This window comes from Sphingomonas faeni (genome assembly GCF_040407505.1).
Lineage (GTDB): Bacteria > Pseudomonadota > Alphaproteobacteria > Sphingomonadales > Sphingomonadaceae > Sphingomonas > Sphingomonas faeni_E.
On the sequence record NZ_JAPZPQ010000013.1, the window covers coordinates 21,731 to 34,818 of the forward strand.

Annotated in this window: 12 protein-coding genes; 7 read left to right on the forward strand and 5 right to left on the reverse strand. The window is 64.1% G+C overall.

Annotated features, from left to right (window positions below):
* The first annotated feature begins 333 nt into the window (after positions 1-333).
* From ffh to rimM, 4 genes are all read left to right on the forward strand, one after another.
* Positions 334-1,875 carry a signal recognition particle protein gene (gene ffh, locus O6X71_RS20750; RefSeq protein WP_353467556.1) on the forward strand — a complete coding sequence of 514 codons (1,542 nt, stop codon included), beginning with the start codon at positions 334-336 and terminating at the stop codon, positions 1,873-1,875.
* A gap of 67 nt (positions 1,876-1,942) precedes the next feature.
* A complete protein-coding gene (gene rpsP, locus O6X71_RS20755; RefSeq protein WP_056051069.1) occupies positions 1,943-2,368 on the forward strand; it encodes a 30S ribosomal protein S16 in 426 nt (141 codons plus the stop codon).
* A gap of 241 nt (positions 2,369-2,609) precedes the next feature.
* On the forward strand, positions 2,610-2,750 hold the full coding sequence (locus tag O6X71_RS20760) for a hypothetical protein (protein WP_353467557.1): 141 nt from the start codon (positions 2,610-2,612) through the stop codon (positions 2,748-2,750).
* Positions 2,728-3,228: a ribosome maturation factor RimM gene (gene rimM, locus O6X71_RS20765; RefSeq protein ID WP_060526849.1), complete on the forward strand. Its 501-nt coding sequence runs from the start codon at positions 2,728-2,730 to the stop codon at positions 3,226-3,228. Before O6X71_RS20760 ends, rimM begins: the two co-directional genes overlap by 23 nt.
* Before the next feature lie 96 nt (positions 3,229-3,324).
* On the opposite strand, the gene O6X71_RS20770 is transcribed toward rimM, so the two are convergent.
* The gene (locus tag O6X71_RS20770) at positions 3,325-4,230 is read right to left on the reverse strand and encodes an NAD(P)/FAD-dependent oxidoreductase (RefSeq protein WP_353467558.1); all 906 of its coding nucleotides are present in this window, start codon (positions 4,228-4,230) and stop codon (positions 3,325-3,327) included.
* 108 nt (positions 4,231-4,338) lie between these two features.
* Here O6X71_RS20770 and trmD point away from each other — a divergent pair, with 108 nt between their 5' ends.
* Together trmD and rplS are read left to right on the forward strand one after the other, a co-directional pair.
* Positions 4,339-5,070 carry a tRNA (guanosine(37)-N1)-methyltransferase TrmD gene (trmD, locus tag O6X71_RS20775; protein WP_353467559.1) on the forward strand — a complete coding sequence of 244 codons (732 nt, stop codon included), beginning with the start codon at positions 4,339-4,341 and terminating at the stop codon, positions 5,068-5,070.
* Positions 5,067-5,459 carry a 50S ribosomal protein L19 gene (gene rplS / locus O6X71_RS20780; protein ID WP_031395442.1) on the forward strand — a complete coding sequence of 131 codons (393 nt, stop codon included), beginning with the start codon at positions 5,067-5,069 and terminating at the stop codon, positions 5,457-5,459. Before trmD ends, rplS begins: the two co-directional genes overlap by 4 nt.
* 985 nt (positions 5,460-6,444) lie before the next feature.
* Here rplS and O6X71_RS20785 read toward each other — a convergent pair.
* The gene (locus O6X71_RS20785; protein WP_353467560.1) at positions 6,445-6,984 is read right to left on the reverse strand and encodes a pseudouridine synthase; all 540 of its coding nucleotides are present in this window, start codon (positions 6,982-6,984) and stop codon (positions 6,445-6,447) included.
* Between the two features lie 197 nt (positions 6,985-7,181).
* Here O6X71_RS20785 and O6X71_RS20790 point away from each other — a divergent pair, with 197 nt between their 5' ends.
* On the forward strand, positions 7,182-7,886 hold the full coding sequence (locus O6X71_RS20790; RefSeq protein ID WP_133030503.1) for a hypothetical protein: 705 nt from the start codon (positions 7,182-7,184) through the stop codon (positions 7,884-7,886).
* A 773-nt stretch (positions 7,887-8,659) separates the two neighbouring features.
* Here O6X71_RS20790 and rpoD read toward each other — a convergent pair.
* From rpoD to O6X71_RS20805, 3 genes are read right to left on the reverse strand one after another with little or no spacing between them, the layout of a single operon-like run.
* Positions 8,660-10,687, reverse strand: a complete 2,028-nt coding sequence (gene rpoD / locus O6X71_RS20795) for an RNA polymerase sigma factor RpoD (protein ID WP_056051057.1) — start codon at positions 10,685-10,687, stop codon at positions 8,660-8,662.
* Positions 10,687-12,549 (reverse strand): DNA primase, encoded by a 1,863-nt coding sequence (gene dnaG / locus O6X71_RS20800; protein WP_353467561.1) that lies wholly within the window; start codon positions 12,547-12,549, stop codon positions 10,687-10,689. The genes rpoD and dnaG overlap by 1 nt, the downstream gene beginning before the upstream one ends.
* Complete coding sequence (locus O6X71_RS20805; RefSeq protein WP_353467562.1) at positions 12,540-13,025, reverse strand: endonuclease domain-containing protein; 486 nt, start codon at positions 13,023-13,025, stop codon at positions 12,540-12,542. Before O6X71_RS20805 ends, dnaG begins: the two co-directional genes overlap by 10 nt.
* Positions 13,026-13,088 lie beyond the last annotated feature (63 nt).

The window sequence follows — 13,088 nt, forward strand, 5'->3', positions numbered from 1 at the left end:
GGATATGTTAAGAAGCCGTATAGGCGGGACGGGGCGAGGCGCGGGCGCGATTGGCTGCGCGAGATAAGAGTGAATTGAACCGAGGTACGAATGTCTCCCCGCGAAGGCGGGGACCCAGTCTGGGCTCCCGCCTTCGCGGGAGAACAAGGAGAGGTGCCGATCAACGTCCCTCCGCTCGGGAACCCATCTTGCATCTCGAACCGCATTCCAGTAGGTGACAGCCCACGTTCCGTTACGGGGCGCATTGGACGAGCATCCAAGGATGCACGCTGGCCGGCGAGGTTTCGCCCGCCGGCGCTTTTGCGTTTGGTAGCGGTGTATGGGAGTATTTCGATGTTCGAAAGCCTGAGCGATCGACTTGGCGGCGTCTTCGACCGCCTTCGCGGCCGGGGTGCGCTGACCGAAGCGGACGTGCGCGCGGCGATGCGCGAGGTGCGTGTCGCGCTGCTCGAAGCCGACGTCGCGCTGCCCGTCGCGCGCGAGTTCGTCGAGAAGGCGACCGAGAAGGCGATCGGCCAGAACGTCCTGCGCTCGGTCACGCCGGGTCAGCAGGTCGTCAAGATCGTCAGCGATGCGCTGGTCGAGATGCTCGGCTCGGATGCCGTCGAGCTCGAGCTGGGCGTCACGCCGCCGGCCGTCATCATGATGGTAGGCCTCCAGGGTTCGGGTAAGACCACCACCACCGCCAAGATCGCCAAGCGGCTGGCGGCTGGGCAGGCCAATTTCGTACAGGCCGGTCGCGAGCGCAAAAAGGTGCTGATGGCGTCGCTCGACGTCAATCGCCCGAACGCGCAGGAGCAGCTGGCGACTCTCGGCACGCAGATCGACGTAGCGACGCTGCCGATCGTGCAGGGCCAGCAGCCGGTCGATATCGCGCGGCGTGCGATGCAGGCGGCCAAGCTCCAGGGTTATGACGTCCTGATGCTCGACACCGCGGGCCGACTCCATGTCGACCAGGCGTTGATGGACGAGATGAAGGCGGTTGCCGACGTCGCGAACCCGGCCGAGATTCTCCTCGTGGTCGACTCGCTGACCGGCCAGGACGCGGTCAACGTCGCGCAGAACTTCAGCGATCAGGTGCCGCTGACGGGTATCGTGCTGACCCGCATGGACGGCGATGCCCGCGGCGGTGCGGCGCTGTCGATGCGCGCTGTCACCGGCAAGCCGATCAAGTTCGCCGGCACGGGCGAGAAGCTCGATGCGCTCGAGGCGTTCCATCCGGAGCGCGTCGCCGGACGCATCCTCGGCATGGGCGACGTCGTCAGCCTGGTCGAACGCGCCGCGGAGTCGATCCAGGCCGAAGACGCCGAGCGCATGGCCGCCAAGATGGCCAAGGGTCAGTTCGACATGAACGACCTGCGCGCCCAGCTGGCGCAGATGCAGCGGATGGGCGGGCTCGGCGCGCTGGCGGGGATGATCCCCGGCATGAAGAAGGCGCAGGGCGCGGTCGCGTCGGTCGGTGGCGAAAAGGTGCTGGTACACATGGACGCGATGATCGGTTCGATGACGATCAAGGAGCGCAACAAGCCCGAGCTGATCAACGCCAAGCGCAAGATCCGCATCGCCAAGGGCTCCGGGACGACCGTCCAGGAGGTCAACAAGCTGCTGAAAATGCACCTCGAAATGTCGACCGCCATGAAGAAGATCAAGAAGATGGGCGGCATGAAGGGCATGATGGCGATGCTCGGCAAGGGAGGCCTGGGCGGCGGTCTCGGCGGTATCGGCAACGCGATCGGCGGGCCGCAGATGGGCGACATGCTCAACAAGGCCGGCGCGGGTGGTTTGCCGGGCGGCGGCGGCGGTCTGCCGGGGCTTGGTGGCCCCAAGATGCCGCAGATGCCTGCCGGTTTCGACGATTTTCTGAAGAAGAAATAACCTCCTTATCCAACCACGACACCTCGGCTTCGCTCGGGGATCTATCTAGAAAACGAAGGAAAATATCATGGCAATCAACATTCGCCTCGCGCGCGGTGGCTCCAAGAAGCGTCCTTACTACAAGATCGTCGTTGCCGATGCGCGTTCGCCGCGTGATGGCCGCTTCATCGAGAAGATCGGCAACTACAACCCGCTCCTCGCCAAGGACAACGAGCAGCGCGTGCAGCTCGACGCCGATCGCGCGAAGCATTGGCTGAGCGTCGGCGCGCAGCCGACCGACCGCGTCGCGCGCTTCCTCGACCAGGCTGGCGTGCTCGAGCGTTCGGCGCGCAACAACCCGAACAAGGGCAAGCCCGGCGAGAAGGCCACCGAGCGCGCCGAAGAGCGTGCGACCAAGGCGGCTGAAGCTGCCGAGGCTGAAGCTGCTGCGAAGGCGGCACCTGCTGCCGAGGCAGAGGCTGCTCCTGCCGAGACCGAAGAAGCCGCTTCGTAAGACAGCGCTCCTGGAGAGGGGCAGGGCGTGATCGTCCAACCCCTCTCCGTCATGCCGGGCTTGTTCCGGCAACCACCCGTCCGCGGATTCGAGAGAATTGGGTACGCGGAACGGTGGACCCCGGAACAAGTCCGGGGTGACGACGGGCGGGAGGCAACCCCCGCTCCGACTACGGGTCGCCAACCGCACCCGATCCGGACTTCATGCGTTCTTCCTCGGTAACCCCGAACAGGAGCGCATGATGGCCCCCGAAACCGCCCCCCGCACAGCCCCCGCACCCGAGGATATCGAAGATGCCACCAACCAAGGCGTCTCCGCCGACGACCCCGCCGAAGGCTCCGACGACACTCCCGGTCGCGATGAAGGCTCCGCGCAAGGCTGACGTGACGCTCGCCGTCGTCATCGGTGCGCACGGCATCGGTGGCGAAGTGCGGCTGAAAGTCTTCGCCGAGAATTTCGGAAGCTATAAGAGCTTCAACAACGGCGCGCTGTCGCTGAAATCCGCGCGTAACGGCAATAACGGCATGATCGCGCGATTTGCCGAGGTCGCCGATCGCAACGCTGCCGAGGCGATGCGGGGGACTGAACTGACGGTGCCTCGGTCGTCGCTGCCGCCGTTGGAAGACGGTGAGTATTATCACACTGATGTTATCGGTCTCGATGTCGTCTCGACCGATGGCGAGGCGATCGGACGGGTCGTGGCGATCGACAATTTCGGTGCGGGCGACGTGATCGAGATCGAACGGCCCTCCGTGGACGACAAGCCCGGCAAACGCTTCATGATACCGATGCGCCCTGAAGCCGTTCCCGAATGGGATGCCGACCGGCTCGTTGTCGAGGCTTCGTTCGCCGCCGAGTAACGCGGGCTTACCTTAAGTCACTTGTTCTCCCGCGAAGGCGGGAGCCCAGTCTGGGTCCCCGCCTTCGCGGGGAAACAATCTCCTTCGAGCGTGCGATTACCGCCGCAGTGGCCGCTGCTCAGCGAGCATGTTTCGGATTGTTGTTGCGGCGACGCCGGCTTCGCCCATTGCGTGGCTGATCTGGTCGAGGCCCTTCACCACGTCGCCCGCCGCGAACAGGCCGGGGATCGAGGTTCGCTGGTGCGAGTCGACCTCCAGGCACCCATCCTCCGAAGCGCGCGCACCGGCCGCGACGGCTAGTTCCGAACGGATCACTGATCCGAGCGCTGGATAGATGCTGTCGAACGACAACCGTCCTTCGACCGTGTCCAAAGCCAACTTGTCTCTCTCAATTGCATAGTTGCCGCAGGGGCCTCCGACGCGGACGATTCCGGCATCGTCTAGCGCCGCTTCGCATGTCGGATCGAGATCGTGGCTGCCCTCGGGCGCGATCAGCGTCACGTCCTTTGTATAACCGCGCAGGAACAGGGCCTCGCGCATGCCGTGGTCGCCGGTGCCGATGATGCCGACACGCTTGTCGGTGACTTCGTAGCCGTCGCAGATCGGGCAGTAGCGGAGGAGGCCGGCTTCGAGCGCTTCGTCGTGGATCGCGTCGGGCATGTTGGGGCGGTTGTTCACGACTCCGGTGGCGAGCAGCACGCTCCGGGCTCGCGCGCGGCGATCGCCCAGCCGCACGGTGAAGCCGTCGTCGTCGACCTCGATCGCATCGACCCCCACACCCTCGCGGACCGCACCATAGGTTTCCGCCTGCGCCAGCATCCGGGCTAGCAGGTCCGTGCCGCGGATGCCTTCGGGATAGCCGGCGTGGTTGTGTGTGCACGGGATCAACGCGGCGCGGCTGCTGCCGCAATCGAACAAGCGGATCGAGAGGTGGAATCGCGCTAGATAGATGGCCGCGGTCAGACCCGCCGGGCCGGCGCCAATGATGATGCAATCGTCCATCCGCCGCGAGCGTTTCGCCAGCGTAATTGTTCCGTCACGCCGATCCGTATAGGTGCTGGGCGCATTCGGCGCCGCACGCTGGCGCAAACGCTTAGAGAATTGGACGCTGTGACTTTCGCTGCCACGATATTGACACTGTATCCGGAGATGTTTCCGGGACCGCTGGGTACCTCGCTCGCAGGCCGCGCGCTCGGGGAGGGGCGGTGGTCCTGTTCGCCGGTGCAGATCCGGGATTTTACGACGGATAAGCACAAATCGGTGGATGATACGCCGGCGGGGGGCGGGGCTGGGATGGTACTGCGCGCCGACGTGATGGCCTCGGCGATCGACAGCGTTGCGGATGGGCGGCCGGTGCTGGCGATGACGCCTCGGGGAAAGCCGCTCACCCAGGGCCGGGTTCGGGAACTGGCGCAGGGCCCCGGCGTCACCATTCTCTGCGGCCGGTTCGAGGGCTTCGACGAACGCCTGTTCGAGGCGCGGGAGATCGAGGAGGTCTCGATCGGCGACTACATCCTGTCGGGCGGCGAGATGGGCGCGCTGGTGCTGCTCGATGCTTGCATTCGGCTCCTGCCCGGCGTAATGGGCGCGGCTTCTAGTGGGGATGACGAGAGCTTCGAAACGGGGCTGCTCGAATATCCGCATTATACCCGACCTCAATCATGGGAAGGGCGCACGATCCCGCAGGTGCTGCGATCGGGGGATCATGCGAAGATCGCTGCATGGCGCAAACGCCGCGCGGAGATCGATACACGGTCACGGCGACCGGACCTTTGGGAGCGCCATGAGGGCGTTCGGGTCCAGTCGCCCTCTGGCGCGCAGCGACACGAGGACGAGACATGAACCTGTTGCAGACGATTGAAGCCGAGAACATCGCGAAGTTCCTGGCCAACAAGACGATCCCCGATTTCCGCCCCGGCGATACGCTGAAGGTCGGCGTGAAGGTCGTCGAAGGCGAGCGCACGCGTATTCAGAACTACGAGGGCGTGTGCATCGCGCGCTCGAACAAGGGCATGGGCTCGAACTTCACCGTGCGTAAGATGAGCTTCGGCGAGGGCGTCGAGCGCGTCTTCCCGCTCTACTCGCCGAACGTTGATTCGATCGAAGTCGTCCGCAAGGGCGCCGTGCGTCGCGCCAAGCTGTATTACCTGCGTGGCCGCACCGGCAAGGCAGCGCGTATCGCCGAGCGTCGCGACATGCGCCCTGCCAAGGGCACCGCAGCCGCCGAGTAATCGGAGACTGTTTGAGTTGGAGAAGGGCGCGGGGGCGATGGTCCCGGCGCCCTTTTTCGTTGTGCGCCTGAAATCAGTGCCTTGCGCCGATGCTGCAGTGCGGAAGTGCACGAAGTTCACAGTCTCACAGCGTTCTGCACATCGCCCGATTTGGGGGTCGATAGGGGCGTTTGGGCCGAGGTGATGCATGCGGGATAAGCGGGGCTGGGCATCCGCTGAGGGTGCGCTCCGAGGCGCGTGTAGGACAGCGGATTAGCGTGCCGGCCAGCGGCGGCCGTGGTGTCTGCGCGATTTCTCCGTCCTTCGGGGTGTCGTAGGTGGTTGTCGGGTCGGATAGGGACGCGCGGTCCTGCGCAGGCCGACTGCCGCTTCCTTGTTCTCGCGCCCGCTTCCTTGTTCTCCCGCGAAGGCGGGAGCCCAGTCTGGGTCCCCGCCTTCGCGGGGAAACACGTCTTGCTGGCGGACTCGAATGCCGCCTGCTTGGACTAGGCGAAGCAATGCCACACTGAGCGCGCTCGCGTGGACATGCCCCACCCCGACCCTCCCCCGAAGGGGAGGGAGTTTCGTCGTGCCACCATGCAATTTCGGCGCGTCACGCAACGCACTCTCCGCGCGGGCGGGGAACGCTATCCTCGGGACTTATGATCACATTGCGCCACGGAGCGCAGCTCAAGGAATGGATTCACGCGAAGGCGCTAAGGCGCGAAGAGAAGGCCGGGCAAGTGCGCTAAATAAGCTGCTTCTCTTCGCGCCTTAGCGCCTTCGCGTGAACATGCCCTTCCCCGTCATCCTGACGAAAGTCAGGACCCAGGATCACGAACGCTGCGCTGTTTGGCTCTGGGTCCTGACTTTCGTCAGGATGACGGCGTGGGTGGGAAGGTCTTCCGCTTGTAATCACGAACGCTGCCCGCCTGATGGGCGTACCTTATGAGCGTACGCGCCTCCGGTGGGCAGCACGCACCCGTCAGCCCGCCTCAAGCGCTCGTCAGGCGTCGCGCCACGTGCCGGGCGCCAGACCCGCCACGGTCCAGTCGCCGATGCTCCACCGGACCAGCCGCAGCGTGGGGTGGTCGATCGCGGCGGTCATGCGGCGGACTTGCCGGTTGCGGCCTTCGCGGATCGTTATCTTCAGCCAGCAATCGGGGATGCTCGCGCGGACCCGGATCGGCGGCACGCGCGGCCAGAGGTCGGGTGCGGCGATCCGCTCGACGTCGGCGCGGGCAGGGCCGTCCTTCAGCAGGACGCCGCCCCGCAACTGATCGAGCGCGTCCTCGCCGGCATCGCCCTCGACCTGCACGAGATAGGTCTTGGCCAGCTTGAACTTCGGGTCCGCGATCCGCGCCTGGAGGCGACCGTCGTCGGTCAGCAGCAACAGCCCTTCGCTATCGCGGTCGAGCCGCCCCGCCGGATAGACGCCCGGCACCTCGACGAACTGCGACAGCGTCGCGCGCGGGGTCGGACTGTTCACGTCGGTGAACTGGCTGAGCACGTCGTACGGTTTGTTGAACAGGATTACCCGGGGCATGGCGCTGTCTTAGGGGAAGGCCATTAAGAGGGTCGAGGGGTAACGCCAAACCGGCGACATAAAAGACTCGTTGATGCCGCCACGCATGGAAGCACGCCAAGTAAGGTGGCGCCCAAAAGCTACCATTTTTTTGGCTGTATCAAACGATCAGTTACATTTATCATCAACGACTGGTGGTTTGACTTGGAGGTTGAGCGATGGCCGAGAAAGTGATCCGCATTGATCGTAAGACCTTTCGTCTCGTCGCTACGGTGAACGAGGGTGGCAGTCTGTATTTTTCTGCGGGTGCTGTAATCGCGGTCGAGAAATATGACATGAGAATCGGTAAGAGCGAGTTCGATTTTCAGGTGAACTCACGTCGTTTTCGCGGGCGTGTTCCTGAGCCGATAGCAGCCTCGCAGGCTGGCTTAGATCGCGAGTTTATGGAAAGTCGCGTTAAGTCGAACTTGATGGGGCTACCGGTCAGTGTTGGCAATGCTGTAGCGATGGCGCGCGACCGTCGTATCGAACTTACCTATGGTGAAGTACGTCCTCAAGTGTTCCGTAGCTCGGTTCCCACGCAACCGGTTGCGTGGCGTATTTGGTTCAAGCAGACTTGGTATAGCGGGCAAGCGAGCGGACGAAGCATGCTCGGCAAAGCCAAGGCATCTGACGGTCTCAAGGCATCCGCCTCCGCTGCAGGAAGCGCCGCCATAGGAGGTGCTTCGGGGAGGTCCATCACAACTTTCGCCCCCAATGCGATTGGGCCGCTGACCAACGATGCCGGAATTCTACGAGTATATGTCCCGACGGAGGATCCCTTCACTCTCTTCCGCCGTCCGTTTGATAGCCATGATCTGATAGGACGCGCGCCAACCTTGGCGGATCATGTAGGTTCTTTTATTCGGGGACGTGGCTGGTGAGGACGCGAGTATTTTTGATCGCACTACTTGTTACGGCATGTAGTCCGGACCGGGGTCGATCGCCAGATGACGTCGAGCATGGCTATATCGTATTTAATCCGAAAACACAGGACAGTGGTTGGGCGATTATAGATGCGATGAACCAAGAACTCCCAGCTACCGAAAAGGTTAAAGTTCGGACCGCTGGACTCGTTGCGAGTGATAAACCAACCATGTTCGTCGACTTCACTGGTAGCTGTACGCGTGATCGAGACTTTCTCAGTCTTGTTCGCCAAATAGCTGCACGACTTGATCAAGCTGGGTTGGAATGCAGCGCAAAACCTCCGACGGCGCTCTGAGCAGGGGGATCTGGCCTACATGGGAGCAGGTCATTTTCGAGCTGGGCCGCGACATGGACTTGGGTCTGATTAGAAGGTGCCTAGCGCGTGGTGTTAGTGGGTATGAGCGGGCGCCGCTGCGTATATTGTTGGGTTCCGAAGCCGCTGGCCCGATCGACGATTTGCTTGTTCGTGCCGTTGCTTGGATCGTAATCCGACTTGCTGGAATCAAGCGCGTAGAATGGCGATCGCCGCCTATGCCGCCCCCTGCCTACTCTGGCTGGCGAGGAAATTTGTTATTTGTTGTTTTTTGGGGAAGTGCGATCGTCATCACAGGAACGGTGCTACGACGATACGCGCACGGCTGAGTTAGTCAGGTCCAGAACCTCAGGCTGATAAAAAAGGGGCCGCAGCTTGCCGAAAGCTGCGGCCCCTAATTTGCGAAAACCCCAACCCTTACTGGTCGAGGAAGCTCCGCATCTTCCGTGACCGGCTCGGATGCTTCAGCTTCCGCAGCGCCTTCGCCTCGATCTGGCGGATGCGCTCGCGGGTCACCGAGAACTGCTGGCCGACCTCCTCGAGCGTGTGATCGGTGTTCATGCCGATGCCGAAGCGCATGCGCAGCACGCGCTCCTCACGCGGGGTGAGCGACGCGAGCACGCGCGTGACCGTCTCCTTGAGGTTCGCCTGGATCGCGGCATCCACCGGGATGATCGCGTTCTTGTCCTCGATGAAGTCTCCGAGATGCGAATCCTCCTCGTCGCCGATCGGCGTTTCGAGGCTGATCGGCTCCTTGGCGATCTTCATCACCTTGCGCACCTTCTCCAGCGGCATGGAGAGGCGCTCGGCCATCTCCTCCGGGGTCGGTTCGCGGCCCTGCTCGTGCAGGAACTGGCGGCTGGTGCGGACCAGCTTGTTAATCGTCTCGATCATGTGGACCGGGATGCGGATGGTCCGCGCCTGGTCCGCGATCGAGCGGGTGATCGCCTGGCGGATCCACCACGTCGCGTAGGTGCTGAACTTGTAGCCGCGGCGATACTCGAACTTGTCGACCGCCTTCATCAGGCCGATATTGCCCTCCTGGATGAGATCCAGGAACTGAAGGCCGCGGTTCGTGTATTTCTTGGCGATCGAGATCACCAGCCGCAGGTTCGCCTCGACCATCTCCTTCTTAGCGATCCGCGCCTCGCGCTCGCCCTTCTGGACCATGTTGACGATCCGGCGGAACTCGGTGAGCGCCATGCCGGTCTGCTGCGTGATGTCGGCGATTTCGGCGCGGATGCGCTCGACCGCCTCGCCCTCGTTGGCGACGAACGCGGTCCACTTCTTGTCGACCTTGTTGACCGTCGTCAGCCAGTTCTCGTCGATCTCGTGACCGATATAGCGATCGAGGAAGTCCTTGCGCGGCACCTTGTGGCGCTCGGCGAGGCGCAGCATCTGGCCGCCCAGCGCGGTCAGGCGACGGTTATAGGCATAGAGCTGATCGACCAGATATTCGATCTTGGCGTTGTGGAACTGGACGCTCTCGACTTCCGCCGTGAGTTCCTCGCGCAGCTTCTGGTATTTGCGCTCGTCGGCAGCCGAAAAATCGCCGCCGATGCCCATCGCGTCGACGCGCGACTGCTGGATCTTGCTGAACTTCTTGTAGAGCGCGGTGATGCTGGCGAACCGCTCGAGCGCGATCGGCTTGAGCTGTTCCTCCATCTGCGCGAGGCTGAGGGTGTTGTCCTCCTCCTCGTCGTCCGATGCGCGCGGGGCGCGGCGCTCGCCGTCCTCGTCCTCGTCGGCGGACGGCTCTTCGGGCTCGGCCTCTTCCTTGAACGAGGGACCGGCGTTCTTCTCGCTGATCTCGCCGTCGTCGGCTTCGCCGTCCTCGGCCATCGCTTCCGGCGCGGGGTCCTTCGACAGCATCGCGTCGAGATCCATGATCTCGCGCAACTGCATCGTGCCCTCGTTCAGTGCGGTCGACCAGTCGATGATCGCGTTGAAGGTGATCGGCGATTCGCACAGGCCGAGGATCATCGTGTCGCGACCCGCCTCGATGCGCTTGGCGATCGCGATCTCGCCCTCGCGGCTGAGCAGCTCGACCGCGCCCATCTCGCGCAGGTACATGCGGACCGGATCGTCGGTGCGATCGATGGTCTCTTTCTTCTTCTCGATCGCGGGGCCTGTGTCGGCATCCGCGTCGGCGGCCTCCGGCTCGTCCTCGTCGTCCTTGGCGGGCTCGGTCTCGCCGTCCTCGCCGGCTTCGTCGTTCTCGACGATGTTGATGCCCATCTCGCTCAGCGCGGCGCTGATGTCCTCGATCTGGTCGGACGACATCTCGCCCTGCGGCAGCGCTTCGTTGAGCTGCTCATAGGTGATGTAGCCGCGCTTCTTGGCGCGCGCGATGACCTTCTTGATCGACGCATCGTTCATGTCGATCAGCGGCGCATCGCCGGTTTCGTTCGTCTCGGCGGGTTCCGCCATGTTCGCCTTAGCCATCAATCGCCCTCGGTACCCAACGCTCGGGCGTCTTCGTTCGACTGTACAAGATTTGCAAGTCGGACTTCCAACGCCTGTTTCTCTCTTACCATAGCCACTTGTCGTTCGAACGCATCTTCGGTGAAGTGCGTCTGCATCGCCGCGGTCGCCTGCTTGAGTGCCGCGTCTACCTCAGGGCGGGCGACCATGATCGCGATCGCCTCGTCGAGGTCGGCACGGACGCGGGCTGGATCGGCCGTGGTCTGCGTGAACGAATAGGGCATCGTATCGGCTCTCAACAGGTCACTCGCGACTGAATTGAAACCGGACCTCGCCAATATGGTGAGAAGTCGCCCGCTATCAAGCTTCTGGTCCTCAAGTGCAACATCTACGACCGCTTCGAACAATCGCCCGAGCGCGCCGTCGATCATTTGGAGGGAGCCGAGCACCTCCATGTGGCGCGCGATCTCGACCGGGTGGCGGATCAGGCCGGCGAGCACGGCCTTGGCCAATACGCGGTCGATGCCGGTGGCGAGGAAGGCCTTCGCGTCTTCGGTGACGGGCGCGGCGGGGGGCTTCCAGCCGCCCTTGGGACGCTCGCCGCGGGGCACGAAGGGGGCGCGGACGGGTTTGAAATGCTCGTAGAAGCGGTTCTTGAACTCGGCATGATATTGCTGCTTCACCGAGGGGTCGGCGATGCCTTCGGCGAGTTCGTGGAGGCGGCGCTTGAGGCCGGCGCGCTGTTCGGGGGTGTCGAGCGCCTCGGCGGCGACTTCGGACGCCCAGAGCCGGTCGACGAGCTGTTCGGGGGATTTGAGGAGTGTTTCGAACGCGCCGGGGCCGCCGGCGCGGACGAGGTCGTCGGGGTCCTGGCCTTGCGGGAGCGTGACGAAGGCGAGGCTGCGGCCGGGCGCGAGTAGCGGGAGCGCGCGGTGGGCGGCCCGGAGCGACGCCTTCTGGCCGGCACCGTCGCCGTCGAAGCAGAGCAGGGGGACGTCGACCATCCGCCACAGCCGTTCGAGTTGCGCTTCGGTCAGCGCCGTGCCGAGCGGGGCGACCGCTTCGCCGAAGCCTGCCTGGGCGAGCGCGATGACGTCCATATAGCCCTCGACCACGAGCACACGGCCCGACTTGCGCGAGGCGGGGGCGGCCTTGTCGAGATTGTAGAGCGTGCGGCCCTTGTCGAAGAGTGGCGTGTCGGGGGAGTTGAGGTACTTCGGCTCGCCACCATCGAGCACGCGCCCGCCGAATGCGATGGTCCGGCCGCGGGGGTCGCGGATCGGGATCATCAGGCGGCCGCGGAACCGGTCGTACGGGTCCTTGCCCTCGACATTGATGAGCATGCCGGACTCGACCAGCATGGGGTCGCCGTAGTCCTTCAGCGCGGTCTTCAGCTTGCCGCGGCTGTCGGGGGCGAACCCCATGCCGAACGCACGCGCCGTCTCGGGCCTGATCCCGCGGCGGTCGAGGAGCGCGCGGGCGTCGGTGCCGGGGAGGCCGTTGAGCTGCTCGGTGAACCAGTCGGCGGCGTCGGACATGACCTCATGCAGGCCTTTGGCGCGTTCGGCCTTCGCGGCGGACTGGCGGTCCATCGCGGGCATGTCCATCCCGGCGGCCTGCGCGAGTTCCTTCACCGCGTCCATGAAGGGGAGGCCGCGCTGGTCGGTCATCCACTTGATCGCGTCGCCGTGCGCGGAGCAACCGAAGCAGTGGTAGAAGCCCTTGTCGTCATTGACGTAGAAGCTTGGGGTCTTCTCGTTGTGGAACGGGCAGCAGCCCTTGTGCTCGCGACCGGCCTTGGTGAGCTTGGTGGTCTTGCCGACGAGCGCCGAGAGCGAGGTGCGGGCGCGGAGTTCGTCGAGGAATTGTGGGGTTAGCGCCATGGGGTTGCTTTTGTGGGGTGGGTGTTTGCGGCACTGCCCTCCCCCGACCCCTCCCGCAGGCGGGAGGGGGGCAGAAGGGGTGCTACGTTCGCAGCGAGCGCAACAGAGTCCCCCTTCCGCTTGCGGGAGGGGTTAGGGGAGGGGCGTTCCGCAAGCACGCGCCCGATCTCGGCCACCACGCTTTCGATCCGCTCCAACACGTCGTTGTTCCAGAACCGGATCACTCGGTAGCCTTGCTGTTCGATGAAGTGCGTCCGTCTCGCGTCATCGTCGGAGTGCCAGTCATGCTGCCCGCCATCGACCTCGACTACGAGCTTCGTAGCGCGGGAAACGAAGTCGCAGATGAACGGGCCGATCGGGACTTGGCGGTTGAACCTTGCGCCCGAAGTCCGGCGCGCGGCGAGGTGTTGCCATAGCGCGCTTTCTGCACGCGTGGGGTGGGCGCGGAGGTCTCGGATGCGGGTGCGTTGTTCCAATGCTCCGTCTCCTGTGTGGCGCTGCCCTCCCCCGACCCCTCCCGCAGGCGGGAGGGGAGCAGA

Coding starts and splice junctions, on each gene's coding strand:
- ffh (WP_353467556.1), top strand. CDS start 334: ATGTTCGAAAGCCTGAGCGATCGACTTGGCGGCGTCTTCGACCGCCTT.
- rpsP (WP_056051069.1), top strand. CDS start 1,943: ATGGCAATCAACATTCGCCTCGCGCGCGGTGGCTCCAAGAAGCGTCCT.
- O6X71_RS20760 (WP_353467557.1), top strand. CDS start 2,610: ATGGCCCCCGAAACCGCCCCCCGCACAGCCCCCGCACCCGAGGATATC.
- rimM (WP_060526849.1), top strand. CDS start 2,728: ATGAAGGCTCCGCGCAAGGCTGACGTGACGCTCGCCGTCGTCATCGGT.
- O6X71_RS20770 (WP_353467558.1), bottom strand. CDS start 4,230: ATGGACGATTGCATCATCATTGGCGCCGGCCCGGCGGGTCTGACCGCG.
- rplS (WP_031395442.1), top strand. CDS start 5,067: ATGAACCTGTTGCAGACGATTGAAGCCGAGAACATCGCGAAGTTCCTG.
- O6X71_RS20785 (WP_353467560.1), bottom strand. CDS start 6,984: ATGCCCCGGGTAATCCTGTTCAACAAACCGTACGACGTGCTCAGCCAG.
- O6X71_RS20790 (WP_133030503.1), top strand. CDS start 7,182: ATGGCCGAGAAAGTGATCCGCATTGATCGTAAGACCTTTCGTCTCGTC.
- rpoD (WP_056051057.1), bottom strand. CDS start 10,687: ATGGCTAAGGCGAACATGGCGGAACCCGCCGAGACGAACGAAACCGGC.
- dnaG (WP_353467561.1), bottom strand. CDS start 12,549: ATGGCGCTAACCCCACAATTCCTCGACGAACTCCGCGCCCGCACCTCG.